A 26,825-nucleotide genomic window follows, 5' to 3' on the forward strand; every position below is an offset into this window, starting at 1 on the left:
TTGCTGGCTCTTCGTCGACTGCGGGATCCAGTCTGACGTACGCCGCCGACACTCGGTGCTGCTCGGGGTCAAGTCGCGTCGAGGGGCGGCCGGGGCTCCGGCGCCGAGTTGTGCACAGGTCCCACTTCGAAGCGGATTCCGGGCTAACTCTAGGTGGAAGTAGTAGTAGGGCCTGTGGAAACCGTGGATAACCCCGTCTGCGCAGGTCAGGCCCAGTTTTTTGTCCACCGCGCCTGTGGGTGGAACCGGTGGACAACTCGGGGCTTCTGTGGACACCCGAAAGTTCTGCACACCCCATACACAGGCCACGGGGACTTCTCCCCAGCACCGTCCCCAGCTTTACCCCGGTTGCCCACAGCCCAATCGTCTCCCTTGGTGTGACGGCTTTCACTCTTCGAGGTGAGGAGGGGTGTTTCGTTGCCGAACAGTGGACAGGGCTGTGGAGAAGCTGTGGGCAACAGCCCCCTCCCTGTGGGCGGCCGGTGGACAACCCTGAAGGCCCCCTGTGGACGAAAACTTCATCCACAGGCTGTGGAGAAACTTTTCCAACAATTCCCCAGGGGTCTGAGCTGGCCCGACGTCCTGCCAGCCACCGGCCCTGTGGACAAAATCCGGATAACTTGGCAGTCCCCACCCTGTGGACGGGTGATCATCCCGCACTCTGTGGAGAACCCGCCAGCGGAACCGCGCAATCGAACACCCCTGGCCGGTCCCCACCCTGTGCACACTCCGCGCACCGGCCTCCGCGGCCCCGTCGAGGCACTGTTCCGCCGTCCCGCCCCCCTCGGATCCACTGCCGGGAAGGCGCCGGGACGGGAGGGTCGGGCGCGGCGCGGCGGCGGGAGGGACGCGTGAGGCCGGCGGAGTCCCGAGACGTCGGTTCCGGCTCCGGGCGGCCTCCACCGGCCGGCTTCCGGAGGTCACCCGGAACCGGAACCACCGGCCCCCGGAAACGCCGAAGGGCGCCCCGGGAGGTCTCCCGGGGCGCCCCGCACGGCCGTGGCGGCCCGTGTCAGCCGTTCTTGATGCGGTTGGTCAGCTCGGTGACCTGGTTGTAGATGGAGCGCCGCTCCGCCATCAGGGCGCGGATCTTCCGGTCCGCGTGCATCACCGTCGTGTGGTCGCGCCCGCCGAACTGCGCGCCGATCTTGGGCAGCGACAGGTCCGTCAGCTCCCTGCACAGGTACATGGCGATCTGCCGGGCCGTCACCAGGACGCGGCTGCGCGAGGAACCGCAGAGGTCCTCCACCGTCAGGCCGAAGTAGTCGGCGGTGGCGGCCATGATCGCGGGGGCGGTGATCTCGGGGGCGCTGTCCTCCCCGCCCGGGATCAGGTCCTTGAGCACGATCTCGGTGAGCCCCAGGTCCACCGGCTGCCGGTTGAGGCTCGCGAAGGCCGTCACCCGGATCAGCGCGCCCTCCAGCTCGCGGATGTTCCGCGAGATCCGGGAGGCGATGAACTCCAGCACCTCCGGCGGGGCGTTGAGCTGCTCCTGCACCGCCTTCTTGCGGAGGATCGCGATGCGCGTCTCCAGCTCGGGCGGCTGCACGTCGGTGGTGAGGCCCCACTCGAAGCGGTTGCGGAGCCTGTCCTCCAGGGTCACCAGCTGCTTGGGCGGCCGGTCCGAGGAGAGCACGATCTGCTTGTTCGCGTTGTGCAGGGTGTTGAAGGTGTGGAAGAACTCCTCCTGCGTCGACTCCTTGCTCGCCAGGAACTGGATGTCGTCGACGAGCAGGATGTCCACGTCCCGGTAGCGCTTGCGGAAGGTGTCGCCCTTGCCGTCGCGGATCGAGTTGATGAACTCGTTGGTGAACTCCTCGGAGCTCACGTACCGCACGCGCGTGCCCGGGTAGAGGCTCCGCGCGTAGTGCCCGATCGCGTGCAGCAGGTGGGTCTTGCCGAGGCCCGACTCCCCGTAGATGAAGAGGGGGTTGTACGCCTTCGCCGGCGCCTCGGCCACCGCGACGGCGGCCGCGTGCGCGAACCGGTTCGAGGAACCGATGACGAAGGTGTCGAAGAGGTACTTGGGGTTCAGGCGCGCGTGCTGCTCGCCCGGGGCGCCCGCGCCCTGCCCGGAGGACGGGGAGCCGTGCCCGCCGCCCGTGGAACCGGGGCCCGGTCCGCCGCCCGGCCGGGGGCCGGGGCGAGCGCCGTGCCCCTGCGGTTCGGGCAGCTCGGCGCGCTCGGGCCGCTGCTGCTCGTAGCCGCGGGAGGGCTCGTCGTAACGGGACTGCCGGGACTGCTCGGGGCCGGTGTACGGGGCGCGCTCCTGGTAGCCGCCGAGCCGCGGCTGCTGCCAGGAGAGGTCCTCCTGGGCGCGCGGCCAGGCCCCGGGGTCGGGCCGCTGGGGCGAGGAGTAGTCCGGGTAGGCCGGACGTGCGGCCGGCAGTCCGTCGTCGGGCATCGGCCGGTGTCCGTAGCCCTCGTACTTCTCGTACGGCTCGGAGCGGTCGCGCTCGTCGTAGCGGGGCCGCTGCGACTGCTGTGCGGGGGGCGACGGCGGTGTCTGCTCCCCGACGGAGTCGTCGACGGTGATCGCGATCCGGATCGGCCGGCCGCACTCGCGGCTCAGGGTCTCGCTGATCAGCGGGGCGAGCCGGCCCTCCAGGACGCGCTTGCCCCATTCGTTGGGCACGGCGAGCAGGGCCGTGTCGGCGACCAGGGCGAGCGGCTGACAGCGCTCGATCCACTGCTTGTCCTTGGGCTCGATGCCCTGCTGGCCCTCGGCGAGGAGCTGTTCCAGGACCCGCGGCCACACTGCGGCAAGATCGGCAGGTACGTCAGCCACGGGGCACGCTTTCTCGCAGGTCCCACGATGGTGTGGTTTTCGGGGACGGTGGATCGAAGTCCGCAGGACCGGTCCGTCGAGGACAGGTGAGGACAGAACGGAAAAGATTGTGGAGTCCGCCCACGGTAGTCGGGTCGACTGACACGGTTCAAGTTGTTGTCCACAGGCTGTGCACAATGGGGGACGGCAACGAGCCGGTTTGACCGGATGGCGTAGCCACGCGTACCGTAACCAAGTCGAGTTGTCGATGGCTGCTGCCGCCTGCCTCCGATGGGCAAAGATCACGTTCCGTGGTCGCGAAGCGGTGCACTCGGGCGTATTGCGAGCTTCTCGTGGGCGCACGGTGACAGCCAGGCGATGTCCCGCCACCACCCGAATCATTTCTGGAGCCCCCGAGTGAGCAAGCGCACCTTCCAGCCGAACAACCGTCGTCGTGCGAAGACCCACGGCTTCCGTCTGCGCATGCGCACCCGTGCCGGCCGCGCCATCCTGGCGAACCGCCGTGGCAAGGGTCGCGCGAGCCTGTCCGCCTGATCCACTTAAACAGGTCATGACGTGCTGCCTACCGAGAATCGGCTGAGGCGGCGCGAGGACTTCGCCACCGCGGTACGTCGAGGACGCCGGGCCGGTCGCCCACTCCTCGTCGTCCACCTACGCAGCGGTGCAACGGACCCGCACGCGCCTGGGGAGAGCGCTCCCCCGACGCGTGCGGGTTTCGTCGTGAGCAAGGCCGTGGGCGGTGCGGTCGTACGCAACCAGGTGAAGCGTCGTCTGCGCCATCTCGTCCGCGACCGACTTCCCGTCCTTCCCCCCGGTAGCCTGGTGGTCGTACGGGCGTTGCCCGGAGCCGGCGACGCCGATCACGCACAGCTGGCCCGAGACCTGGACGCCGCTCTTCAGCGGCTCCTGGGAGGGGGCGCGCGATGAAGTACCCGCTGCTGGCCCTCATCAAGCTGTACCAGTGGACGATCAGCCCCCTCCTGGGGCCCGTCTGCCGGTACTACCCGTCGTGTTCCCGCTACGGATTCACGGCCATCGACCGGCATGGCGCGATCAAGGGCACAGCCCTGACCGCCTGGCGCATCCTGCGGTGCAATCCGTGGTCGCCCGGCGGCGTGGACCACGTTCCCCCGCGCAAGCGCCCCCGCTGGCACGAGATGCTGCGGAACGCGCTGCGCGGCGACAAGGGCGGGTCCACCGCCGAGACGAGCCCGGCCGCAGAGACCTCGCCCAATGCTCAAGGAGCCTGATTAGTGGACACGATTGCCAGTCTGTTCAGCTTCATCACCTGGCCCGTTTCCTGGGTCATCGTCCAGTTCCACAAGATGTACGGGGCGATCTTCGGCCCTGACACGGGCTGGGCCTGGGGTCTGTCCATCGTGTCCCTGGTGGTGCTGATCCGCATCTGCCTGATCCCGCTCTTCGTGAAGCAGATCAAGTCGACGCGGAACATGCAGGCGCTCCAGCCGAAGATGAAGGCGATCCAGGAGCGCTACAAGAGCGACAAGCAGCGCCAGTCCGAAGAGATGATGAAGCTGTACAAGGAGACGGGCACCAACCCGCTCTCCTCGTGCCTTCCCATCCTGGCGCAGTCGCCGTTCTTCTTCGCCCTCTACCACGTGCTCTCCGCGATCGCGTCGGGCAAGGAGATCGGCAAGATCGACGGCCCGCTCCTGGAGAGCGCCCGTCAGGCCCACATCTTCGGTGCCCCGCTGGCGGCCAAGTTCACGGACAGCGCCGAGAAGGTCGCCGCGCTGCAGGCGTCGCTGACCGATGTCCGCGTCGTCACCGCGGTCATGATCATCATGATGTCGGCCTCGCAGTTCTTCACCCAGCGCCAGCTGATGATGAAGAACGTCGACCTGTCGGTGAAGACCCCGTACATGCAGCAGCAGAAGATGCTCATGTACATCTTCCCGGTGATCTTCGCCGTCATGGGCATCAACTTCCCCGTCGGTGTCCTCGTCTACTGGCTGACCACCAACGTGTGGACCATGGGCCAGCAGATGTACGTGATCAACCAGAACCCGACCCCGGGCAGCAAGGCCCAGGACGCCTACCTCCAGCGCCTCCTGAAGAGCGTCGTCCACCACGGCGAGGTCCGCGGCCGTCGCCGGAAGAACATCGTCAAGGTCATCGTCGCCAAGGGCGGGGACCGCAACGAGAACGAGCGTCGCTTCTTCGTGGGCCTCTCCAAGGCGGGCTTCGCCGCCCAGCCCGACGGCAGCGTGATCAAGAGCGACACGATCACGGCCGAGGCCGAGGGCGCTGCCGTCGCCAGGCGTCAGCAGCCCAAGCGCCAGACTAAGGCCCAGCGCCAGGCCGCCGCCCAGCAGGCCGCGGTGAAGGACGCCGAGGAAGCCTCCGAGCCGGCCGACACGAAGCCGGTCACCTCGCTCGAGAAGAAGCCCGAGGGCCCGGCCGGGACCGGTACCGCCGGCGGAGCGAAGGACGAGGCCCAGGCCGACAAGCCCGCACGTCCGAGCCGCGCCAACTCCGGTGGCTCCCGCCAGCAGGGCAAGGCCGGTCAGCGCAAGGGCCAGCAGCGGCCCAAGCACCCGTCGTCCAAGAAGTAAGCCACCCGACGCAAGAAGGAGTCCGTCCGTGACGGAAGGCACCACCTCTGTCGCCGCCGAGGGTGGCGACACCCTGTCCCGCCTGGAGCAGGAGGGCGAGATCGCGGCCGACTACCTCGAAGGTCTGCTCGACATCGCCGACCTCGACGGCGACATCGACATGGACGTCGAGGCGGACCGGGCCGCGGTCTCGATCATCAGCGACTCCAGCGGCCGTGACCTCCAGAAGCTCGTGGGCCGTGACGGCGAGGTGCTGGAGGCGCTCCAGGAGCTGACCCGCCTGGCGGTGCACCGGGAGACCGGCGACCGCAGCCGTCTGATGCTCGACATCGCCGGCTTCCGGGCCAAGAAGCGCTCCGAGCTGGCCGAACTGGGTGCCAAGGCCGCCGCCGACGTGAAGTCGAGCGGCCGGCCGGTCAAGCTCGACCCGATGACGCCGTTCGAGCGCAAGGTCGTGCACGACGCGATCGCCGCCGCCGGTCTGCGCAGCGAGTCCGAGGGCGAGGAGCCGCAGCGCTTCGTCGTCGTGCTCCCGGCCTGACCCCTCACGTAGTCTCGGCCCCGTCTGTTCGCAGGCGGGGCCGATCTTTGTCAGCCTGAACACTCAGCCACCACAGTGCGCTCGCACCCACGGGTGCGGTACGGAAGGACGGTTCCCGTGACGGAGGCAGCGGAGCTCCCCGAGGCGCCGGAGCAGGCGCGGACAGTCTTCGGCGAGTACTTCCCGGAGGCCGTTCGGTACGCGGAGCTCCTCGCGGACGCGGGTGTGAAGCGCGGCCTGATCGGCCCGCGCGAGGTCCCCCGGCTCTGGGAGCGCCACCTGCTGAACTGTGCCGTCCTCTCGGAGGTCGTCCCCGAGGGCGTCACCGTCTGCGATGTCGGGTCGGGCGCCGGGCTCCCCGGCATTCCGCTGGCGCTGGTCCGGCCGGACCTGAAGATCACGCTTCTGGAGCCGCTTCTGCGCCGGACGAACTTCCTCCAGGAGGTCGTCGAACTGCTCGGACTCGATCATGTGACCGTGGTTCGGGGGCGGGCGGAGGAGATGCTCGGCAAGATCACCCCGGTGCACGTGGTGACGGCTCGGGCGGTGGCCCCGCTGGACCGGCTGGCCGGCTGGGGCGTCCCTCTGCTGCGTCCGTACGGAGAGATGCTGGCCCTCAAGGGCGACACCGCGCAGGAGGAGCTCGACGGGGCCCGTGCCGCGCTCTCCCGGCTCGGCGTGGTGGCGACGTCGGTCCTGCAGGTGGGCGAGGGAGTCGTCGACCCGCTGTCCACGGTCGTCCGGGTGGAGGTCGGCGAGAGCCCCGGCGGTGTGCGGTTCGCGGCCAAGCGGGCCAAGGCCGCCCGCACGAGCAAGACGCGTCGTCGTCGCTGATCCGTCCCTTACGTACCATTTCGGAGTGTCGTCCGGCCCCGGTCGGACGGCAGGGGCATGGTGTTTCACGTGAAACATCGCTCAATGCTGCAGGGGATCATCGACCGTGGTCGCGCGGTCACCGCCCCCCGGGACCGCCGACCCCGTGTGAATCCACCCGCGCGGGTGGTGGAGATGTCCACAGAGGTGGATTCCTCCACAGAACCACCTACCTCGCTGGTTCGTGACCCCGAAAGCATGGCAGGCTCTCCTCATCGCGAGCCCGAAGCCGAGGAGAGTGAATCCTTGCGGTCCGACGCCAACATCGCGGGACCGATGACCGACCCGGTCCCCGGTCCCCGAACCGAATCGGCGGGGGAAGACGTTTCACGTGAAACACCTCCCCCGATGGACGACACCCCCGTGGGGCGCGCCGCTCAGCTGGCGGCAGAGGCACTGGGCCGTGCCGGCGAGGGTCTTCCCCGTCCGGCCCGGACGCGCGTGATGGTGGTCGCCAACCAGAAGGGCGGCGTGGGCAAGACGACCACGACGGTCAACCTCGCCGCCTCCCTGGCACTGCACGGTGCCCGCGTCCTGGTCATCGACCTGGACCCGCAGGGCAACGCCTCCACGGCCCTCGGCATCGATCACCATGCCGATGTCCCCTCGATCTACGACGTCCTGGTGGACAGCAGGCCGCTCTCCGAAGTGGTGCAGCCCGTGGTGGACGTCGAAGGGCTCTTCTGTGCCCCCGCCACCATCGATCTCGCCGGAGCGGAGATCGAACTGGTGTCGCTGGTGGCACGCGAAAGCCGTCTCCAGCGGGCGATCCAGGCGTATGAACAGCCGCTGGACTACATCCTCATCGACTGCCCGCCCTCGCTCGGCCTGCTGTCGGTCAACGCCCTGGTGGCGGGGGCCGAGGTGCTGATCCCCATTCAGTGCGAGTACTACGCCCTCGAAGGACTGGGACAGCTCCTGAAGAACGTCGAGCTGGTCCGGGGGCACCTCAACCCCACCCTCCACGTCTCGACGATCCTTCTCACCATGTACGACGGACGCACGAGGCTTGCCTCGCAGGTCGCCGAAGAGGTGCGGACCCATTTCGGCGAAGAGGTGCTGCGGACCAGCATCCCCCGGTCCGTCCGCATCTCGGAGGCGCCGAGCTACGGTCAGACGGTGATCACCTACGATCCGGGTTCCAGCGGTGCCCTGTCGTACATCGAAGCGGCTCGTGAGATCGCCCTCCGGGGCGTCACCGTGAACTACGACGCCCAGCACGCACGTGTGGGGTACCAGAACCATCAGCGCAGCATGTCGGAGGGAATCCAGTGAGTGAGCGACGTAGGGGATTGGGGCCGCGGGGACTCGGTTCGCTGATCCCGCAGAGCGCTCCGTCCCCCGAGTCGGCGGGGGCGTGGACCGGGTCGGTGAAGACGGCCGAGCCGAAGCCCCCCGCCGGGGCGTACTTCACCGAGATCCCGATCGAGTCCATCGTGCCGAACCGGCACCAGCCGCGGCAGATCTTCGACGAGGACGCCCTCGCGGAGCTGGTCGTCTCCATCAAGGAGGTGGGCCTGCTCCAGCCCGTGGTCGTGCGGAAGACCGACGGCGACCGCTATGAGCTCGTCATGGGCGAGCGCCGTCTGCGGGCCTCCACGACGGCGGGCCTCGAGCGGATTCCGGCGATCGTCCGGGAGACCGACGACGAGAAGATGCTCCTGGACGCCCTGCTGGAGAACCTTCACCGGGCCCAGCTGAACGCGATCGAAGAGGCACACGCCTACGAGCAGCTGCTCAAGGACTTCGGCTGCACCCATGACCAGCTCGCGGACCGGATCGGCAGGTCCCGCCCGCAGATCACCAACACGCTGCGTCTGCTGCGGCTCTCTCCCCCGGTACAGAGCCGCGTGGCCGCCGGGGTGCTCTCCGCCGGCCATGCGCGCGCCCTGCTCGGCGTGGAGGACCAGGAGGCCCAGGACAAGCTGGCCGCCCGGATCGTCGCCGAAGGGCTTTCGGTGCGCACGGTCGAGGAGATCGTGAGCCTCATGGACTCCGAGGAGCCCGCCGAGACGGCCAGGCCGAGGAAGCCGCGTGCCGGAAGCCGCGTCTCGCCCGCTCTCACGGACCTGGCCACCCGGCTTTCGGACCGCTTCGAGACCCGGGTGAAGGTCGACCTGGGACAGAAGAAGGGCAAGATCGTCGTCGAGTTCGCCTCGATGGACGACCTCGAACGCATCCTCTCGACCCTGGCTCCCGGCGAGGGACGGGTCCTGGAGCAGAAGAGCGCCGAGCGGAGCGCGGCGGGCTGACGCCCGCACCTCACCGGCACCACCCCGGGGGCGGGCCGGGCTCCGGCCTCACCGGAGCCCGGCCCGCCCTTTGCCTGGATGCGGTGTCCTCCTGATCGCCCGGTCGATACGATTTCAAGAGGCGTATCCGTGCGCGAAGGCGAGGGAAGCGAGGATCGGCCGTGGGGCGACGGCTCGTACCGCTCACGCTGGACAACCTTCCGGACCTCCCCACGCGGTGTCGCTCCTGTGTCTTCTGGGAGCTCGACCCGGTCAGCGGCGAGGCCGCGGTGGAGTCGGGGCACCCGGAGGTGGAGAAGGAGTCCTGGATCTCGGCCGTGCTCCTGGAGTGGGGCTCATGCGGCCGAGTGGTCTATGTGGACGAAGTGCCGGTCGGTTACGTCCTCTACGCTCCTCCGGCCTACGTGCCACGATCGACCGCCTTTCCGACGAGTCCCGTGGCGGCGGACGCCGTGCAGTTGATGACGGCCTGGATCATGCCCGGCTACCAGGGGCAGGGGCTGGGCAGGGTGATGGTGCAGACGGTGGCCAAGGACGTGATGAGACGGGGCTTCAAGGCGATCGAGGCGTTCGGGGACGCCCGCTGGAAGGAGCCGGCCTGCGTGCTGCCGGCCGATCACCTGCTGGCCGTGGGTTTCAAGACCGTCAGGCCGCATCACGCCTTTCCCCGGCTGAGGCTGGAACTCAGGACGACGCTTTCCTGGAAAGAGGACGTCGAGATGGCCTTGGACCGGCTGCTCGGCGCCGTGCAGAAGGAACCCGCCCTGCGCCCCCTGTGACGACGCACCTGCGAACCGACCCGGAACGCGAAAGCGGCCCGCCCCCAGGGGGGCGGGCCGCTCCTGTTTCACGTGAAACATTCATACGGACGTTTCACGTGAAACAACGCAGGGGGTCAGGCCTTGGTGGGCTCGACGAAGCCCTCCAGGTCGCGCAGGATGGCCGCCTTCGGCTTGGCGCCGACGATGGTCTTCACGACCTCGCCACCCTGGTAGACGTTCAGCGTCGGAATGGACATGACGCCGTACTTGGCGGCCGTGGCCGGGTTCTGGTCGATGTTGAGCTTCACGATCTCGATCTCACCGTGCTCGGCGGCGATGGCCTCCAGCGACGGGGCGATCTGGCGGCACGGGCCGCACCACTCGGCCCAGAAGTCCACCAGAACGGGCTTGTCGCTCTTGAGGACGTCCTCTTCGAAGGAAGCGTCGGTCACAGTCTTGAGGGCCACAGCGGCCTCCTTGATATCGCGGGGTGTGGGTGGGGGAGCAGGCGTGGGTCAGACCACGGGGGTCTCGGCCAGCTTCTCGGGCTCGGCGACCTTCTCGGTGTCGGCGAGGGCGGCCAGGAAGCGCTCGGCGTCGAGGGCGGCGGAGCAACCGGTGCCGGCGGCCGTGATGGCCTGGCGGTAGGTGTGGTCGACGACGTCGCCGGCACCGAAGACGCCCGGGAGGTTCGTGCGCGTCGACGGAGCGGCCACCTTCAGGTAGCCCTCGTCGTCCAGGTCGAGCTGGCCCTTGAAGAGTTCGGTCCGGGGGTCGTGGCCCACGGCGATGAAGAGGCCGGTGACGGGAAGCTCACGCGTCACGCCGGTCTTCGTGTCGCGCAGGGTCAACCCGCTGAGCTTCTGCTCGCCGTGGATCGTGGTGACCTCGCTGTCCCAGGCGAAGGAGATCTTCGGGTCGGCGAAGGCGCGATCCTGCATGGCCTTCGAGGCGCGCAGGGTGTCCCGGCGGTGGACGATCGTGACGGACTTGGCGAAGCGCGAGAGGAAGGTGGCCTCCTCGATCGCGGTGTCGCCGCCGCCGACGACGGCGATGTCCTGGTCCTTGAAGAAGAACCCGTCGCAGGTGGCGCACCAGGAGACACCACGGCCGGAGAGCGTGTCCTCGTTGGGGAGACCGAGCTTGCGGTGCTGGGAACCGGTGGTGACGATCACGGCCTTGGCGCGGTGCACGGTGCCGGCGGTGTCGGTGACGGTCTTGATCTCACCGGTCAGGTCCACGGCGACGACGTCGTCGGGAACCAGCTCGGCGCCGAAGCGCTCCGCCTGGGCCCGCATGTTGTCCATCAGGTCCGGGCCCATGATGCCGTCGCGGAAACCGGGGAAGTTCTCGACCTCGGTCGTGTTCATCAGGGCACCGCCGGCGGTGACCGCACCCTCGAAGACCAGGGGCTTCAGCGACGCGCGGGCCGTGTAGAGCGCGGCGGTGTATCCCGCGGGTCCCGAGCCGATGATGATCACATTACGGACGTCGCTCACGGGTTTCTTCCTCGTCTCTGCGGACTGCCACTGCCTAGGGGGGCGGTTGTCTCGGTCGCTCACCCCACCCAACGGATCCTAAGGGGCGTGCATTCCCGGGAGCGCCGCGCGGCACGTGGACGGCGAGGAAAGCGGCTCAGGAGCGCGGGTACGTCCGGCTGAGCAGAACTTCAGCGGCGGGAGTTCCGGCCGTCGACGGCCGGTCGGCGCAGGAGGCGTCGATCACATAGGCCCGGACCCGCGTGGGGTCGGCGGGGTCCGGGAGGACGAGCAGATAGGCGGGTGTCCCCCGGTACTCACCCCGCTCCTGGCCCAGTACCGGATCGGCGCGTCCGGTGCCGGCCAGGACACAGCCGGGTGCGGCCCCGTCCCTGCTCCGCCGGGGAGCCACTGTTCCGGTGCCCGAGGACAACGATTCGGGTGCGACGTCCTGAGGGGTTCTCGGGCTCTTCTCGCCGGTGAGGAGGTCGTGGACCCGATCCTCGACCGCCGACCCGGAGAAGGTGCCCGGAGCGGCCTCGGTGAACGCCTCGGCCTTCTTCGTGCCGGTCGCCACTCCCGCGGTGGTCGCGGTGTCCGCCTGGCCGAGGTACAGGCTCGTTCCGAGGGCCACGGCTCCGAAGGCGGCACCGACCGCGGTGAGCAGGGCGATCCGGCGACGTCGGGGAACACCGGGGCGCCCCGGTCCGGCGGAGGCCCGAGGACGCCCGGCGGACCGGGGCGTGCTCGGGGCGGGCGTCGCCTTCTCGTAAGGACGCGATGTTTCACGTGAAACGGGCGCACTGTCGCCCTCGCCCGGCGAGATGGCGTCGAGGAGGGCTTCGGCGGCGAGGGCGGCGTCGATCCGCCCCGCGATCTCGGCGGGCATCCGGGGCGGGCCGGGCAGGGTACCGAGCAGTCCTCGGATCTCCTCCAGGGAGGTCTTCACGTCTCCGCAGAGGGAGCAGTCCTCCACATGCCGGCGTACGGCCGCCGACCGGCTCGGCGGGAGAAGTCCCTCGGTCAGGTCGGAGATCTCCGAGACGTCCGGGTGCTGTGTGGTGTCAGCCCTGTCGGCCGTGGAAGTCACGTGCGCCCACCTCCGCCCTTCACAGCAGCTGGATCGGTCGATCCGGTATCCGTCGGACCCGGCACCGCTGGGACGGATGTCCCCGGCGTCCGGTTCCTTCCCCCTTCGGCGGCCCGGCTACTCACGGTGCCCGTGCGCAGATGAGTGACCAGCGGCAGCAGGCGTGCCCGGCCACGTGCGCACCGGCTCTTCACGGTCCCGGCGGGAACGCCGAGGATGCGGGCCGCCTCCGCGACGGGGTACCCCTGCATGTCGACGAGGACGAGGGCGGCCCGCTGGTCGGCGGGGATCGAGGCGAGCGCGGCCAGGACCTCGCGGTGGAGGTCCTGGCGCTCCGCGGGCGCCTCCGCGGATTCGTGGGGGGCGAGGAGCTGCTCGAAGCGGTCGTCGTCGACGACCGGCGAGGTCCTGCGGGAGGCGGTCTTCCGTGCCCGGTCGAGACAGGCATTCACCGTGATCCGGTGGAGCCAGGTCGTGACGGCCGACTGGCCCCGGAAGGTGTGGGCGGCCCGGAAGGCCGAGAGGAGGGCGTCCTGAACGGCGTCGGCGGCCTCCTCGCGGTCCCCCAGGGTGCGCAGGGCCACGGCCCACAGGCGGTCGCGGTGTCTCCGTACGAGCTCACCGAAGGCATCGGGGTGCCCGGCGACGTGACGGGCCAGGAGCTCCCGGTCGTCGGCGGTCTCGTCTGTCGGTTCGTCCAACGGTGAGCCCCCTCCCCTGCGCGGTCGTCAGCCCAGGATCTTGATTTCCCTCAGCTTGCCGCGGAAACCACCGTCGTTGGCGGGCAGCTCGGTGAGCCAGATCAGAACGTAGCGGGTGGTGACCGGTGCGGTGGGCTTCAGCGTCACGTTGTCGCCGGTCCCGGACGCCCGGGTGGTGAACCGGCCGGGCATGGAGGGCGCCGAGGCGGCGTCGGCGGGAGCGGTCCGCAGTTCCACCGAGGTGCGCCCCAGGAACGAGAGATCGACCGAGCTGATCTTCTGTGTCCTGCCCAGGTCCAGGACGAGCCCCACGCCCTTCTTCAGCCCGCCGAAGTGGGCGGTGTAGTAGCTGTCGGTGTGCCAGAAGGTGCTGGGGTCCCCGTCGTAGGCGTTCGGTATGGCCTGGGGCTTCTCCACCCCGTTGCCCAGCGGGTCGAAGTCGTGCGCGGAGGAGATGGAGACCGGCTTGGGCGGAACGGGCTTCTCGTCGGACATGACCGTCGGTGCCGTGTCCGGGACCTTCGGGGCCTCCTTCGCCCCCAGGAGCCGGTCGGCGATCTGCCAGCTGCCCAGCCCCAGAGCGGCGATCAAGAGGGCCGAGACGGTCCACTTCAGCGCCCTGCCGGTACGGCTCTGCAGCGGGGGCGGCGGGACGGCGGCGGGCTGGGTGACGGCCGGATGGGGCTGCTGGCGCCCGTACGACCCCTGCTGATACGTCGTGTGCTGGTATTCGGGAGGAGCAGTGAACTCGGGCTCCGGCGGCTTCACGCGGGGCATCGCGGCCACGGCCCTGGCCAGCTCGTCCGGTGTGGTGCAGGGCGGCTCCTGACGCGAGGCGGTGGCCCCGTCGTTGACGAGGGCGCGCATGGCGATCTCGGAGAGCCCCCGGTGGACGCCCGCGCGCACCTGGTCGGGGGGGAGCAGGCCGACGCCCTTGGGAAGCCCGGAGAGGCCGTAGGCGTCGCTCTCGTACGGCCAGCGCTGGGTGAGCGCCGCGTACAGCAGGGCGCCGATGGCCTCGGTGTCGCTGCGCTGGGGACGCTCGGCCGTGATGCCGCGCAGGGCGGCGTTCACGGCCAGGCCGCGAATCCGGTACTGACCGGTGGAACTGCGCAGGACCGCGCTCGGCGTGAGCCGGAGGTGGGAGAGGCCCTCGCGGTGGGCGGCGGCCATGGCCTGGGACACCTGGCTGACGAGCTGGTAGGCGTCGTGGGCATCCAGGGGTCCGAGCGCGAGCAGCGCGGTCAGCTCGACGGAGTCGGGCAGCCACTCGTGCACGACGTACACGAGGTCGTTCTCCTCGACGGCGTCGAGGACCTGGACGAACCGGGGATCGCCGAGGAGGGCGGCGGAGCGGGCCGCGGCCAGGACCGAACGCGCGCGGGGGTGGTCGGCGGGCAGCAGGTGGACCCCGACGGCACGCCGCAGCTTCTCGTCGACGGCGCGCCAGCTGCTGAAACCGTCCAGTCGGGTGACGCACTCCTCCAGCCGGTAACGCCTGGCCAGCTTGTGGCCGCTGTGCAGCTCCGGAACCGCGAGGGAAGGCTGTTCGCCGCTCTGTCGGTCGCCCGCCTCGTTGTCCGTGGCCTCGGCGGTCTTCTCCGCCGCTTTCTGCTTTTCCGCCACCCCGTCGGCCGCGGCCTTGCCCGCCTTCGCGGTCAGCGGGTCGTCACCGCTGTTGTCGGCCACGTCGACGGCAGCCGTGCTACGTTCCGCCACCGTCGTTCCTGCCTCCCCATTCGTTGCGCCACATCCAACAGCCAAGCCAATTGTGCCCACAGTCGGACGCCATGCACGACACGCGGTCCCCGCCGATGGTTGTGCGGGGTCCCGGGGTTCAGCGTCCCAGGCGGCCCCGGACCATGCCCACCAGGGTGTTCAGTTCCGCGATCCGCATGCGCTTGGCCGCGACGAAGAAGACTCCGAGGAGCACGGCCCCGCCGACGAGCAGGGCGACGAGCGAGCCGAGCGCGCCCTCCCCCAGGAGCTTCAGCAGACCGAAGCCGACCACGCCGGCGGCGATCGCGGCGGGCACGGAGGCCATGCAGAGCCGGGCGTAGGTCCGCAGCACGTGGGTGCCGTCCAGGTCGCCGCCCAGGCGGTTGCGGAGGCGGCGCCAGGCGATGCCGACACCGACGGCGTAGGCGATCCCGTAGGAGGCAGCCATGCCCACCACGGCCCACTGGGCGGGCAGGACGACGTAGCAGACCGCCGATGCCGCGGCGTTGACGGCGGCGACGATGACGGTGTTGTAGAAGGGCGTCCGGGTGTCCTCGTAGGCGTAGAAGCCGCGGAGCACGACGTACTGGACGGAGTAGGGGATCAGGCCGAGACCGAAGGCCATCAGGATGAAGCCCATGCCCTGGGCGGCCTCGACGCCGCTGGATGCGTAGAGCAGGGTGCACATCGGGACGCCGAGCGCGAGGAAGGCGAAGGAGACCGGGACGATCGCGACGGCCGAGTTGCGCAGGCCCTGCGAGATGTCGTCGCGGACGGCGCCCGGGTCGCCGTCGTGGGCGGCGCGGGAGATCCGCGGCAGCAGCGCGGCCATGACGGAGACCGTGATGATGGCCTGGGGCATGCCCCAGATCAGCTGGGCGTTGGAGTAGGCGAGGAAGCCGGCGCCGTTCTTCCCGGACTCCTCACCGGCGGCGGTGGCGAGCTGCGTGACGACCAGGACGCCCGCCTGGTTGGCGAGGACGAAGAGTACGGTCCACTTGGCGAGCTTGACCGTCTTGCCGAGCCCGTGGCCCTTCCAGTCGAAGCGGGGACGGAAGCGGAAGCCCGTCTCGCGCAGGTACGGGATCATCGCCAGGGCCTGGACGACGAGACCGAGCAGGGTGCCGATGCCGAGCAGGCGGATGCCCTCGTCCGGAATGGTCTGCACGCCCATGTGGGACTCGGCGGAGGTGCCGTAGACCCAGATGAACAGACCGAAGGTGACGATCATGACGATGTTGTTGAGGACCGGGGTCCACATCATGGCGCCGAACTTGCCGCGGGCGTTGAGGATCTGCCCCATCACCACGTGCACGCCCATGAAGAAGATCGTGGGCAGGCAGTAACGGGCGAAGGTCACGGCCACGCTGTTGGCCGCCGCGTCGTCGGCGATGGTGTTCGACATCAGCCGGATCAGCAGGGGGGCGGCGAAGACCGCCAGGGCGACGATCAGGCCGAGCGCCACCATGACCAGGGTGAGCAGACGGTTGGCGTATGCCTCGCCGCCGTCCTCGTCGTTCTTCATCGAGCGGACGAGCTGCGGGACGAAGACCGAGTTGAGCCCGCCGCCGACGGTGAGGATGTAGATCATCGTCGGCAGGGTGTAGGCGATGGTGAAGGTGTCGCCGAGCAGGGCCGCGCCGAGCGCACCGGTGATCACCAGGCTGCGGACGAAGCCGGTCAGCCGGGAGACCAGGGTGCCGGCCGCCATCACCGCGCTCGACTTGAGGAGTCCGGAGGCCCGGCCGGTCTTCCTGGGCGCGGGCAGGGGCTCCGGCTCCGGGGCGGGCGGAGGTACCTGGCCGGACAGCTGCTGGTCCCGGTAGAGGTGCGCGAAGGCGTCCGGGGCGGGTGCCTCCTCGCTCGCCCGGGTCACCAGGTCGTCGACGCCGGTGAACTGGACCGTGCGCGCGTCGTCGCCGTAGGGCAGGTGCCGCGAGGGGCCGTCGGGTTCCGGGGCCGGAGTCTGGGCCCACACCCGGGGGTCGGGGGCGTACGGGGACGCGGACGGCTGCTGGTAGAGCGCGTGCGGGTCCTGGTAGGTGCCGGGCGGCGGTGGCGGGTGTGCGGCCCGGTCGTAGAGCGCCTCGGACACCGGGTCCTGCGCGGAGAGGTCCTGCGCCCGGTACGGATCGTGCGCGAAGGCGTCCTGGAGGTAGGGGTCCTGGGCGTACGGGTTCTGCGCGTAGGCGTCCTGCGCGGAGAGGTCCTGCTGGGGCGGGTACGGCGCGGGGGTGCCCTGCGGGGCGGGAGCGCCCTGCTGCGCGGGCGGCACCGGCGGGTGGCCGGAACCGGAAGGCGTCGCGGGCGTCCCACCGGACGGCACGGCGCCGCCCGGGCCCTGGCCGCGGTCACCGTCGTACGGCGCGTTCATGGTTACCCCACCTCATCGTCCCCGGCCGACCGGCCACGACATCGCTCAACGGTCCACTTTCTCACCCGTGGCCGACGGGTCGCCGCTTTCGGGCCCGGTGTCCGGTGTCGGGTCACTCGCCTGCTCGGCTCCGTCCGCGCCGGAATCCTCCGATCCGGGGCTCGGCGCGGCGCCGGGTCCGGCGTCCCGGGCGGCGCCCGGTCCCGCGTCCGGCGCGGCCCGCCCGGCCTCTCCGGCCGGGCCGGCCTCCTCGGCTTCCTCGGCCCCTTCGGCCTCGGCGTTCCGGGCGGCCACGCGCTTGCGCTGGCTGTACATCCGCACACCGGCGAGGACGAGGAGGAGGACGCCGCCGGCGATCACGAGCATCACGGTCGGTGTGATTTCGGAGACCTTCACGGTGAACCTCATGGGCTGCCCGTACGGAGTGCCGTCCTCGGTGTAGAGCTGGGCCGTCATCGGCACCTGGCCGTTGACGTTGGCCGTGGCGGTGAACTTCACCGACTGGCTGTGCCCGGCGCCGATCCTCACGGGGAGGTCGGCGACCCTCTCGCCGTCGAGCTTCAGCCGGTTCTTGTTGCTGGAGGAGAGGCGCAGCACGAGGTGGTCCACCCCCTGCAACAGCTTGTTCTGGACGGTCACCGGGATCGTCGCGCTGCGCCCGGAGAGCGTCAGGTCCGACTTGTCGACCAGCTGGACGCCCTTGGTGAGGCCCTGCAGGTCTTCCAGGACGTCGGCCCGGTAGATCGCGGCCGCCCTGGTCCGGCCGCGCCAGGAGATCGACATCTCGCGGTTGATCGCATTGCCGAACGGCGTCACGACCCGGTCCGGGGAGGTCAGGATGACCTTGAAGTCGTTCAGCGCGTCCCGGGTGGACTTCATGTCGCCGAAGGCCAGGACGGGCAGCTCACGGTCGCGCAGCTCCTTCGGGTACCGGGAACCGGCGGGCACCGTGCTGGAGGCGTTCGGGTCCGGCTTGGCCGAGGCGGCCGCGAGGAGGTCGGACGGCTGGGTCCAGCGCCGCCCGGAGAGGCCGCGCAGGGCCACCGCCATGGTCTGTGCCTGGGCGACGGAAGGCATCCGCTGGGGAGCGACGACGACGCTGCGCTGGTTCTCCGGCTGCTCCAGCGTGACCGCGAGGGTCTGGGAGAGGAACTTCTGGACCGCGAGCGTGGAGTCCTCCGCGCGGACCATGTCCCCGTCGAAGGCGGTGGACAGGAGCGCGTCGCTCACGACGGCCGTGGTGCTGCCGTTGCCGAGGGGGCGTGCCGCCGTGGGCGTGTAGGGAAGCTCGTCGCGGACGCTGTCGCTGCGGGCGATCACCTTGTCGGCACCGGCCGAGGTCGCGACCGCCACGATGGCGGGGTCGACGGCGCCCTCGACGGGCCAGGAGAAGTCGGTGGAGGGCTGGACGTGCAGGATGGTCTCGACCGTCATCCCGGCGACGGCGGTGGCCGACTGGAGGTGTCCCAGGGAGCCGGGGACGTCCTTGCCGCGATGGGCGAGGGAGGCGAGGTCGGGATCGGCGAAGGGGAGGGCGACGACCTTGTGCCCCTGGACCGCCTTCTCCAACGCGTCCAGCCAGCGCTCGGCGAGGGCCTGGTGGGTGCCGGGGACGTGGAGGGTGCCGTCCTTGACGCGGTAGCCGTTCGCCATGGCGTCGACGGTTGCCAGCAGGTCCGGGTCGATCACCCAGGTGACGGGCAGGTCCTTGCCCAGCGAGACCATCTGGTCCAGCCGCCCGCCCGGCCTCAGCTCGGCCGCCAGGGCGTCGTCCTCGAAGACCGGCGTCTGCTGGTCGTCCGTCGCGGTCTCCGCCGAGACGTGGGACGAGGCGATCAGCGGCCAGAGGTAGGTGAACTGGGTCTTCTTCTCCGTGGCCTCGGACTGGTACGGCAGGAAGGTCCGCTCGATGCCGAGCACCCGGTCGTAGCGCCGGTCCGGGGTCTGGCCCATGAGGGAGACCCCCAGCTGGTAGACGCCCGCCTCGCGGAGACCGAGGGCGGAGACCGGGACGGAGAGGGAGAACTCCGTGCCGAGGCCGGCGCCCAGTCGGGGAATCCTGACGGTGGGGGCGTCCTCCAGCGGAGGGGGGTCGATCTCGCGCCGGTAACCGGTGCGCCCCGCCGCCTGCTCGATCTCGCTGCGGCTGGTCATCTTCGGCCCGACGCGCAGGTTCACGGTCGCGCCGGTGATGGTCTGCTTGCCGCGGTTGGTCACCGTGCCGGTGACGGTGACGGTGTCGCCCTCGACGGGCGCACTCGGGGACAGGGTGTCGAGGGACACCTCGACGGTCTTCGAGCCGGTGGCGTCGTCGGCGGCGGCCGCCGGGGAGACGGCGGCCGGAGCCTGGAGCAGTACGGCGAGGAGGGGCGCCCCGAGGGCCGCGGTCAGCGTGCGCCGCAGCCATCGGCGGACGGGTGAGGGACCGGTTCCCCGGATGTCTGCCGCCTCGGCCACGCCTTCGCCCGTCCTCGTCGTCGTCCGGGGGGCCGGTGGCTCCCGGTTGCTGTGTCCAGGCATGGTAACGAGGCACGCCGGGGGCAAGTGCCGGGGTCCGCTCCGGGTGATCCTCCCGGGCCGCCGACGGGACCGGTCCGCCGGTCCCGCTCCGGGAAACGGGGACGGCGGGGCGGGTCCGGGCACGTACCCTTTTCTGTTGTGCCGAACGCCAACGAAGACACCCCGACTGCACTGAGCCAGGTGCAACGCCGCGCGGTCAGTGAACTGCTGCGCGTGTCCCCCGCCGCCGACGACCTCGCCCGCCGTTTCCAGGAGGCCGGGTTCGGCCTCGCGCTGGTCGGCGGCTCGGTGCGGGACGCCCTGCTGGGCCGGCTCGGCAACGACCTGGACTTCACCACCGACGCCCGCCCCGAGGACGTACTGAAGATCGTCCGCCCCTGGGCCGACGCCGTGTGGGAGGTCGGCATCGCCTTCGGCACGGTCGGTTGCCAGAAGGACGCCAGCGTCGGGGACGCGGTTCAGCGCTTCCAGATCGAGATCACCACCTACCGTTCTGAGGCGTACGACCGGACCTCGCGCAAGCCGGAGGTCTCCTACGGCGACTCGATCGACGAGGACCTCGTCCGGCGCGACTTCACCGTCAACGCCATGGCCGTGGCCCTCCCCGAGAAGGAGTTCGTCGACCCGTACGGCGGTCTGGAGGACCTGGCCGCCCGGGTCCTGCGCACGCCGGGAACGCCGGAGGAGTCCTTCTCCGACGATCCGCTGCGCATGATGCGGGCCGCGAGGTTCGCCGCCCAACTGGACTTCGAGGTCGCCCCCGAGGTCGTCACGGCCATGAAGGAGATGTCCGGCCGGCTCGAGATCGTCTCCGCCGAGCGGATTCGCGAGGAGCTCAACAAGCTGCTGCTCTCGGCCCACCCGCGCAAGGGCCTCGGCCTCCTCGTGGACACCGGTCTCGCCGACCACGTGCTGCCCGAACTGCCGGCCCTGCGGCTGGAGAGCGACGAGCACCACCGGCACAAGGACGTCTACGAGCACTCGCTGACCGTGCTCGAGCAGGCCATCGACCTGGAGGAGGACGGCCCCGACCTGGTGCTGCGCATCGCGGCCCTGCTCCACGACATCGGGAAGCCGCGTACCCGGCGCTTCGAGAAGGACGGCCGGGTCTCCTTCCATCACCACGAAGTCGTGGGCGCGAAGATGGTGAAGAAGCGCATGACCGCGCTCAAGTACTCCAACGAGATGATCAAGGATGTCTCGCGCCTGGTGGAGCTGCACCTCCGCTTCCACGGTTACGGGACCGGCGAGTGGACCGACTCGGCCGTGCGGCGCTACGTCCGGGACGCCGGCCCGCTGCTCTCGCGGCTGCACAAGCTGACCCGCTCGGACTGCACCACCCGCAACAAGCGCAAGGCGACCGCGCTCTCCCGGGCCTACGACGGCCTGGAGGACCGCATCGCGCAGCTTCAGGAGCAGGAGGAGCTGGACGCGATCCGTCCCGACCTCGACGGCAACCAGATCCAGGAGATCCTGGGCATCGGCCCCGGCCCGGCCATCGGCCAGGCGTACAAGTTCCTGCTGGAACTCCGGCTGGAGAACGGTCCTCTGGAGCACGACCGGGCCGTTGCCGCCCTCAAGGAGTGGTGGGAGGCGCGAGGCTGAGGACGGCCGGTCCGGTGGGGCCGTTTCACGTGAAACGGCCCCACCGGACCGAGAGCGTTTCACGTGAAACGTCACCTCCGCACGCGTCCTCTGGGTGACGAGCCCGATGAGGAAGACAGCGAGGAACCGGACGCCGAGGGTGAGGCCCCCTCCGGCGACGGCTACGTCCTGGTGGAGGAGGAGCGCCCGGAGGCGCAGGCCCGGGCGCGGGGCGTCCCGTACGCACCCGGCGGCCCCCGGCCCGGGAAGAAGCGCCCTCTCCCCGGGAGGAAATCGGGAGATGATCAAGGAGTGCAGGCCCTCGAACGCCCTCGGAGACCCAAGCGACCCCACAGGGCCCCCACCGCGGAAGAATGCGGTGGGGGCCCTGTCCGTGTGCGCTCTTTCCCTGCCGTCTGGCCTAAAGGGCCAGGACAACGCGGGTGAAGGTCAGCGCTCGACCTCGCCCTTGATGAACTTCTCGACGTTCGCGTACGCCTCGTCGTCGAAGTACTGCACCGGCGGGGACTTCATGAAGTAGCTCGAAGCCGAGAGGATGGGGCCGCCGATGCCGCGGTCCTTGGCGATCTTCGCGGCGCGCAGGGCGTCGATGATGACACCCGCCGAGTTCGGGGAGTCCCACACCTCGAGCTTGTACTCCAGGTTCAGCGGGACGTCACCGAAGGCGCGGCCCTCGAGGCGGACGTACGCCCACTTGCGGTCGTCCAGCCAGGCCACGTAGTCGGACGGGCCGATGTGGACGTTCTTCTCGCCCAGTTCGCGGTCGGGGATCTGGGAGGTGACGGCCTGCGTCTTGGAGATCTTCTTGGACTCCAGGCGGTCGCGCTCCAGCATGTTCTTGAAGTCCATGTTGCCGCCGACGTTGAGCTGCATGGTGCGCTCGAGACGGACACCGCGGTCCTCGAACAGCTTCGCCATCACACGGTGCGTGATGGTCGCGCCGACCTGCGACTTGATGTCGTCACCGACGATCGGGACGCCCGCCTCGGTGAACTTGTCGGCCCACTCCTTGGTGCCGGCGATGAAGACCGGAAGGGCGTTGACGAAGGCGACCTTGGCGTCGATGGCGCACTGGGCGTAGAACTTCGCCGCCTCCTCGGAACCGACGGGCAGGTAGCAGACGAGAACGTCGACCTGGCGGTCCTTGAGGATCTGGACGACGTCGACGGGCTCCTCGGCGGACTCCTCGATGGTCAGGCGGTAGTACTTGCCGAGCCCGTCGAGGGTGTGACCACGCTGGACCGTGACGCCCGTGTTCGGGACGTCGCAGATCTTGATGGTGTTGTTCTCGCTGGCGCCGATGGCGTCGGAGAGGTCGAGGCCGACCTTCTTCGCGTCGACGTCGAAGGCGGCGACGAACTCGACGTCACCGACGTGGTAGTCGCCGAACTGGACGTGCATCAGGCCGGGCACCTTGGCCGCCGGGTCGGCGTCCTTGTAGTACTCGACGCCCTGGACCAGCGAGGCGGCGCAGTTGCCCACGCCGACGATGGCTACGCGAACCGAACCCATTCCGGTTGCTCCCTGTGTGTTCGTGGAAGCCCTGCTGTGCGCAGGGTTTCACTTGGCGGTGTCGTCGGACGGATCCGGCCGGGTACTGCCCCCGTGCCGGGGCAGGCCGCCCGTTTCTGCGGAATCGTTGTCGTGCGGAGCCGCGGCACGGGGGCCGGATCGGCGATCCCGTCCCGCCCGCTCGCTCTCGATGAGCTCGTTCAGCCAGCGCACTTCGCGCTCCACGGACTCCATGCCGTGGCGCTGCAGCTCGAGCGTGTAGTCGTCGAGGCGCTCACGGGTCCGGGCCAGGGAGGCGCGCATCTTCTCCAGGCGCTCCTCGAGACGGCTGCGGCGGCCTTCGAGCACCCGCATCCGCACCTCGCGCTCGGTCTGCCCGAAGAAGGCGAAGCGGGCGGCGAAGTGCTCGTCCTCCCAGGAATCCGGACCGGTGTGGGAGAGGAGCTCCTCGAAGCGCTCCTTACCTTCCGGCGTCAACCGGTAGACGATCTTGGCCCGGCGTCCCGCCAGCGTCGTGGCGAGGGCCTCCTCGGGGGCGCTGCCCGGTTCCTCGATCAACCAGCCGTTTGCGACCAGCGTCTTGAGGCAGGGGTACAGCGTCCCGTAGCTGAAGGCCCGGAAGACGCCCAGCGAGGTGTTGAGGCGCTTCCGCAGCTCGTACCCGTGCATGGGGGCCTCGCGCAGCAGTCCGAGGACGGCGAATTCGAGGATGCCGGAGCGCCTGCTCATCCGTCGCCTCCTCCGCTTCCGGGGCCCTTATGCCGTGCTGATGTATCGACTCGATACATCAGCACGATAGAGCGGCCACTCTGTGTCGACAAGCCGTACCGCCGTGACCGGCGTCACATCCTCAATTCACGCCGATCGACTTGCCGGATTTGGGATGAAGTCCCTCTGAAGGTGGTTTTTGGCCGTGCGTAGTCTGTGCGGCATGCAGACCACCGGGAACCGAGCGACTCCCTGGGGCGTCAGTTCTCGGGGTGGCCGGCTGCGGCACGGTGGGACCTCCGATGGGTCCCGGCCGTGTGCATTTCGGGGGGACCGGAACTCAACTGCCGCTTCCAGGCGTACGCGCCTGCCCGAGGAGTAGTCGTTCGATGAGCGAGCATCGTCGCAAAATGCCGCCGCAGCAGCCGCCGACGGGCGGTCGCGCGGCGGCACGGCGCGCTGCCCAGCAGCCGGTGGGCCGCAGGTCGGCCCCGGCCCAGGAATTCGGGACGGGGGCCCTCTCGGCCTCGTACGGGCCCCCTTCCTTCCCCGGGGAGGAGGAGCGGCCCTACGGCGGGCGCGCGGAGGCCCGCCGTGCCGCCCAGCGCGGCAGCCGCCGCAAGGGAGCCGGTTCCGGTCCCGGCGGTCCCGGCGGCCCCGGTGGGTCCGGCGGGTCCGGCGGAGGCAGGCGCGGTGGCGGGGGCGGGCGCGGCGGCGGCCCCGGGGGCGGCGCCGGCGGTCGCCCGCCGGGCAAGAAGCGGTTCATCGACTACCCGCGCCACAACAAGTACGGCTGGCGACGCTGGCTGCCCTCGTGGAAGCTCGTGACGGGCACCTTCCTGTTCTTCGTGGCGAGCCTGATGGGCGCGGCCGCCTTCGCGTACTCGAAGGTGGAGGTCCCCGACGAGGCGAAGACCTCGAAGTCGCAGAACAACATCTACTACTGGGCCGACGGCTCCCGCATGGTCGCGACGGGCAGCGGCGCCAACCGCCAGATCGTCCCCCTCGCGAAGATCCCCAAGTCCATGCAGGACGCGGTGGTCTCGGCGGAGAACAAGACCTTCTGGAAGGACTCCGGCGTCGACCCGATGGGCATCGGCCGCGCCGTGTGGAACATGGCCAGGGGCGGCGAGACCCAGGGCGGTTCGACGATCACCCAGCAGTACGTGAAGAACAACCTCCTCGACGACCAGTCGCAGACCCTCAGCCGGAAGGTGAAGGAACTCTTCATCGCCATCAAGGTCGGCAACAAGGTCGAGAAGGAGAAGGTCATGGCCGGCTACCTGAACACCGCGTACTACGGGCGCGGTGCCTACGGCATCCAGGCCGCGGCCCGCGCCTACTTCAACAAGGACGCCGAACGCCTCGACCCCAGCGAGTCGGCGCTGCTCGCCGCGGTGCTGAAGGGCGCGACGTACTACGACCCGGCCGGCTACCCCGAGATCGACTCCCAGGCCACGCCCGAGAAGAACACCGAGCGGGCCACCAAGCGGTGGCGGTGGATCCTCGACGAGATGAGGAACGACGGCCGCATCACGGCCGAGCAACGGGCGAAGTACACGGCCTTCCCCAAGCTCCAGAAGCCCGGTCAGGAAGCCAACCTGGGAGGCCAGATCGGTTATCTGGTCAGGACCGCCAAGGCGAACATCAAGACCCAGTTCGGCATCGGTGAGCAGGAGCTCGAACGCGGCGGGTACGAGATCTACACGACCTTCCAGAAGAACAAGGTCGACGCGCTCGAGAAGTCCGTCAAGAAGGTCCTGGACGAGCACATCGACCCCGTGAAGCGGCCGAAGACGGACACCAACGTCCAGTTCGGCGGGGCCTCCGTCGACACGGCCACGGGCAAGATCCTCGCCCTCTACGGCGGTGTCGACGCCACCAAGCACTTCACCAACAACGCCGACGCCACCGGTGCCATGGTCGGTTCGACGTTCAAGCCCTTCGTGCTCGCCTCCGCCCTGAAGGACGGTGTGCGGGACAAGGAGCTGGGAGCGGACCAGGACGCCTCCACCCGGAAGATCGTCGACCTGGACAAGAGCCTCTACTCCGGCAAGAACGGGCTGGTGATCCGGAGGTACGACGGCGAGATCTGGCACAACGAGAAGGGCGAGGAGTGGCGCCAGACCAATGACGGCCAGGCGGACTACGGCAACATCTCGCTGCGCAGGGCCATGATCAAGTCCGCCAACTCGCCGTACGTGCAGCTCGGCATGGACGTCGGCATCGACCGGGTGCGCGACGCCGCCAAGCGCGCCGGCCTGCTGGACAGTTCGCTCGTCAAGGGCGAGGTCCCCTCGTTCTCCCTCGGCATCTCCAGCCCGAGCGCCATCCGCATGGCCGGTGCCTACGCGACCTTCGCCAACCAGGGCAAGCAGAACGACCCCTATTCCGTGGAGAGCGTGAAGAAGAACGGCGTCGTCGCGTACAAGCACGAGGCGAAGACCGAGACGGCCTTCAGCCCGGCCATCGCCGGCAACATCACCGACGTGCTGCGGGACGTCGTGGACGACAAGGAGGGCACCGGCAGGAAGGCGCGGCTTCCCGGCCGCGCCGTGGCCGGCAAGACCGGTACGACCGACGAGAACCGGTCGGCCTGGTTCGTGGGGTACACCGCACAGGTGTCGACGGCGATCGACATGTACCGCTACGACGACGACGACACGAAGAAGAACCGCGAGTTCGAGAAGATGTACGGCACGGGCGGCCAGGACACGATCCACGGTTCGTCGTTCCCCTCGCAGATCTGGCGCGACTACATGAGCGAAGCCGTCGCGAAGGACCCGAAGGTGGACTTCCCCAAGCCGGAGAAGCTGGAAGGCGCCGTGCCGGTCTTCGGCGGCGGCGCGACGCCGACGCCGACGGCCACCCCGACGCCGACGGAGACGCCGACGCCCACGGAGACGCCGACCACGAAGGCGCCGACGACGACTCCCCCGGCCACCCCGACGACGACCCCTCCGACGAGCAGGACTCCGAAGCCGGGCAAGACGACCTGCAGCATCTGGGACCCGGACTGCTACCAGCCGGGCAATCCGGGCGGCAACACCGGACAGCCCACGGGCACGCCGACCGGCACCGGGGAACCGACACCGACCGACACCGCCACGGACGGCAACGGAGCCGGCGGCGGAGGCGGCTGGCCCGGTGGAGGCGGCGGCAAACCCGGTGACGGGGCCTGGACCCCCTAGGCAGGGCCGCTCCTCCGGGGCCGTGGGGGGGGGGGCGGGGGCCCCCGGGGGGGGGGGGGGGCGCCCGCCCCCCCCCGGGGGGGGCGGGGGGCGGGGGGGGGGGGGGCGCCCCCCCGCCCCCCCCCCCCACCACGCC

The 26,825-nt window shown here is 69.9% G+C and carries 21 protein-coding genes; 11 read left to right on the forward strand and 10 right to left on the reverse strand.

All coding sequences use genetic code 11. The features are described 5' to 3' along the window. Positions 1-1,012: 1,012 nt before the first annotated feature. Positions 1,013-2,788: a chromosomal replication initiator protein DnaA gene (gene dnaA, locus ACFYZY_RS18675; protein WP_388695118.1), complete on the reverse strand. Its 1,776-nt coding sequence runs from the start codon at positions 2,786-2,788 to the stop codon at positions 1,013-1,015. Positions 2,789-3,184: 396 nt separating this feature from the next. Between dnaA and rpmH the strand changes: the two genes are divergently transcribed. From rpmH to ACFYZY_RS18720, 9 genes are all read left to right on the forward strand, one after another. Then, positions 3,185-3,322, forward strand: a complete 138-nt coding sequence (gene rpmH, locus ACFYZY_RS18680) for a 50S ribosomal protein L34 (protein ID WP_006381191.1) — start codon at positions 3,185-3,187, stop codon at positions 3,320-3,322. A gap of 21 nt (positions 3,323-3,343) precedes the next feature. Next, positions 3,344-3,715, forward strand: coding sequence for a ribonuclease P protein component (rnpA, locus tag ACFYZY_RS18685; RefSeq protein WP_388695121.1), 372 nt, complete (start codon positions 3,344-3,346; stop codon positions 3,713-3,715). Continuing rightward, positions 3,712-4,038, forward strand: a complete 327-nt coding sequence (gene yidD / locus ACFYZY_RS18690; protein WP_053640024.1) for a membrane protein insertion efficiency factor YidD — start codon at positions 3,712-3,714, stop codon at positions 4,036-4,038. Before rnpA ends, yidD begins: the two co-directional genes overlap by 4 nt. Positions 4,039-4,041: 3 nt before the next feature. Further along, the gene (yidC, locus tag ACFYZY_RS18695; protein WP_388695124.1) at positions 4,042-5,364 is read left to right on the forward strand and encodes a membrane protein insertase YidC; all 1,323 of its coding nucleotides are present in this window, start codon (positions 4,042-4,044) and stop codon (positions 5,362-5,364) included. 28 nt (positions 5,365-5,392) lie between these two features. Then, complete coding sequence (locus ACFYZY_RS18700) at positions 5,393-5,905, forward strand: protein jag (protein WP_388695127.1); 513 nt, start codon at positions 5,393-5,395, stop codon at positions 5,903-5,905. Positions 5,906-6,022: 117 nt separating this feature from the next. Next, positions 6,023-6,739 carry a 16S rRNA (guanine(527)-N(7))-methyltransferase RsmG gene (gene rsmG, locus ACFYZY_RS18705; protein WP_388695130.1) on the forward strand — a complete coding sequence of 239 codons (717 nt, stop codon included), beginning with the start codon at positions 6,023-6,025 and terminating at the stop codon, positions 6,737-6,739. A 237-nt stretch (positions 6,740-6,976) separates the two neighbouring features. Beyond that, on the forward strand, positions 6,977-8,053 hold the full coding sequence (locus ACFYZY_RS18710; RefSeq protein WP_388695133.1) for a ParA family protein: 1,077 nt from the start codon (positions 6,977-6,979) through the stop codon (positions 8,051-8,053). Next, entirely contained in the window at positions 8,050-9,030 is a 981-nt protein-coding gene (locus ACFYZY_RS18715; protein WP_388695136.1) for a ParB/RepB/Spo0J family partition protein, read from the forward strand. The genes ACFYZY_RS18710 and ACFYZY_RS18715 overlap by 4 nt, the downstream gene beginning before the upstream one ends. Positions 9,031-9,191: 161 nt before the next feature. Further along, the gene (locus ACFYZY_RS18720; protein WP_388695138.1) at positions 9,192-9,809 is read left to right on the forward strand and encodes a GNAT family N-acetyltransferase; all 618 of its coding nucleotides are present in this window, start codon (positions 9,192-9,194) and stop codon (positions 9,807-9,809) included. A 116-nt stretch (positions 9,810-9,925) separates the two neighbouring features. Here the strand turns inward: ACFYZY_RS18720 and trxA are convergent, their stop codons facing one another. The 7 genes from trxA to ACFYZY_RS18755 all read right to left on the reverse strand — a co-directional run bounded on the left by trxA (position 9,926) and on the right by ACFYZY_RS18755 (position 19,610). Then, complete coding sequence (gene trxA / locus ACFYZY_RS18725) at positions 9,926-10,258, reverse strand: thioredoxin (protein ID WP_030321223.1); 333 nt, start codon at positions 10,256-10,258, stop codon at positions 9,926-9,928. A gap of 48 nt (positions 10,259-10,306) precedes the next feature. Next, positions 10,307-11,290, reverse strand: a complete 984-nt coding sequence (gene trxB / locus ACFYZY_RS18730) for a thioredoxin-disulfide reductase (RefSeq protein WP_388695141.1) — start codon at positions 11,288-11,290, stop codon at positions 10,307-10,309. 136 nt (positions 11,291-11,426) lie between these two features. Next, positions 11,427-12,359, reverse strand: coding sequence for a hypothetical protein (locus ACFYZY_RS18735; RefSeq protein WP_388695142.1), 933 nt, complete (start codon positions 12,357-12,359; stop codon positions 11,427-11,429). After that, on the reverse strand, positions 12,356-13,060 hold the full coding sequence (gene sigM / locus ACFYZY_RS18740) for an RNA polymerase sigma factor SigM (RefSeq protein WP_388695144.1): 705 nt from the start codon (positions 13,058-13,060) through the stop codon (positions 12,356-12,358). The genes ACFYZY_RS18735 and sigM overlap by 4 nt, the downstream gene beginning before the upstream one ends. 27 nt (positions 13,061-13,087) lie before the next feature. Then, positions 13,088-14,779: a protein kinase family protein gene (locus ACFYZY_RS18745; RefSeq protein ID WP_388695147.1), complete on the reverse strand. Its 1,692-nt coding sequence runs from the start codon at positions 14,777-14,779 to the stop codon at positions 13,088-13,090. 118 nt (positions 14,780-14,897) lie between these two features. Next, complete coding sequence (gene murJ, locus ACFYZY_RS18750) at positions 14,898-17,153, reverse strand: murein biosynthesis integral membrane protein MurJ (RefSeq protein ID WP_388695150.1); 2,256 nt, start codon at positions 17,151-17,153, stop codon at positions 14,898-14,900. Positions 17,154-17,198: 45 nt separating this feature from the next. After that, positions 17,199-19,610, reverse strand: coding sequence for a DUF6049 family protein (locus tag ACFYZY_RS18755; protein ID WP_388695152.1), 2,412 nt, complete (start codon positions 19,608-19,610; stop codon positions 17,199-17,201). Between the two features lie 201 nt (positions 19,611-19,811). On the opposite strand from ACFYZY_RS18755, the gene ACFYZY_RS18760 reads away from it, so the two are divergent. Then, a complete protein-coding gene (locus tag ACFYZY_RS18760) occupies positions 19,812-21,278 on the forward strand; it encodes a CCA tRNA nucleotidyltransferase (protein ID WP_388695154.1) in 1,467 nt (488 codons plus the stop codon). A gap of 429 nt (positions 21,279-21,707) precedes the next feature. Here ACFYZY_RS18760 and ACFYZY_RS18765 read toward each other — a convergent pair whose 3' ends face one another. Then, positions 21,708-22,790: an inositol-3-phosphate synthase gene (locus ACFYZY_RS18765; protein ID WP_388695157.1), complete on the reverse strand. Its 1,083-nt coding sequence runs from the start codon at positions 22,788-22,790 to the stop codon at positions 21,708-21,710. A 48-nt stretch (positions 22,791-22,838) separates the two neighbouring features. Further along, entirely contained in the window at positions 22,839-23,519 is a 681-nt protein-coding gene (locus ACFYZY_RS18770; protein ID WP_388695160.1) for a helix-turn-helix transcriptional regulator, read from the reverse strand. 368 nt (positions 23,520-23,887) lie between these two features. On the opposite strand from ACFYZY_RS18770, the gene ACFYZY_RS18775 reads away from it, so the two are divergent. Beyond that, positions 23,888-26,689 (forward strand): transglycosylase domain-containing protein, encoded by a 2,802-nt coding sequence (locus ACFYZY_RS18775; protein ID WP_388695163.1) that lies wholly within the window; start codon positions 23,888-23,890, stop codon positions 26,687-26,689. Positions 26,690-26,825 lie beyond the last annotated feature (136 nt).

The sequence above is a fragment of the Streptomyces sp. NPDC001744 genome (assembly GCF_042892575.1).
In the GTDB taxonomy this organism is placed as follows: Bacteria; Actinomycetota; Actinomycetes; order Streptomycetales; family Streptomycetaceae; genus Streptomyces.

Bases quoted from the DNA above. Each gene is read 5' to 3' on its own strand.
- yidD (WP_053640024.1), top strand. From the start codon at position 3,712: ATGAAGTACCCGCTGCTGGCCCTCATCAAGCTGTACCAGTGGACGATC.
- ACFYZY_RS18710 (WP_388695133.1), top strand. From the start codon at position 6,977: ATGGCAGGCTCTCCTCATCGCGAGCCCGAAGCCGAGGAGAGTGAATCC.
- murJ (WP_388695150.1), bottom strand. From the start codon at position 17,153: ATGAACGCGCCGTACGACGGTGACCGCGGCCAGGGCCCGGGCGGCGCC.
- ACFYZY_RS18765 (WP_388695157.1), bottom strand. From the start codon at position 22,790: ATGGGTTCGGTTCGCGTAGCCATCGTCGGCGTGGGCAACTGCGCCGCC.
- ACFYZY_RS18770 (WP_388695160.1), bottom strand. From the start codon at position 23,519: ATGAGCAGGCGCTCCGGCATCCTCGAATTCGCCGTCCTCGGACTGCTG.
- ACFYZY_RS18775 (WP_388695163.1), top strand. From the start codon at position 23,888: ATGAGCGAGCATCGTCGCAAAATGCCGCCGCAGCAGCCGCCGACGGGC.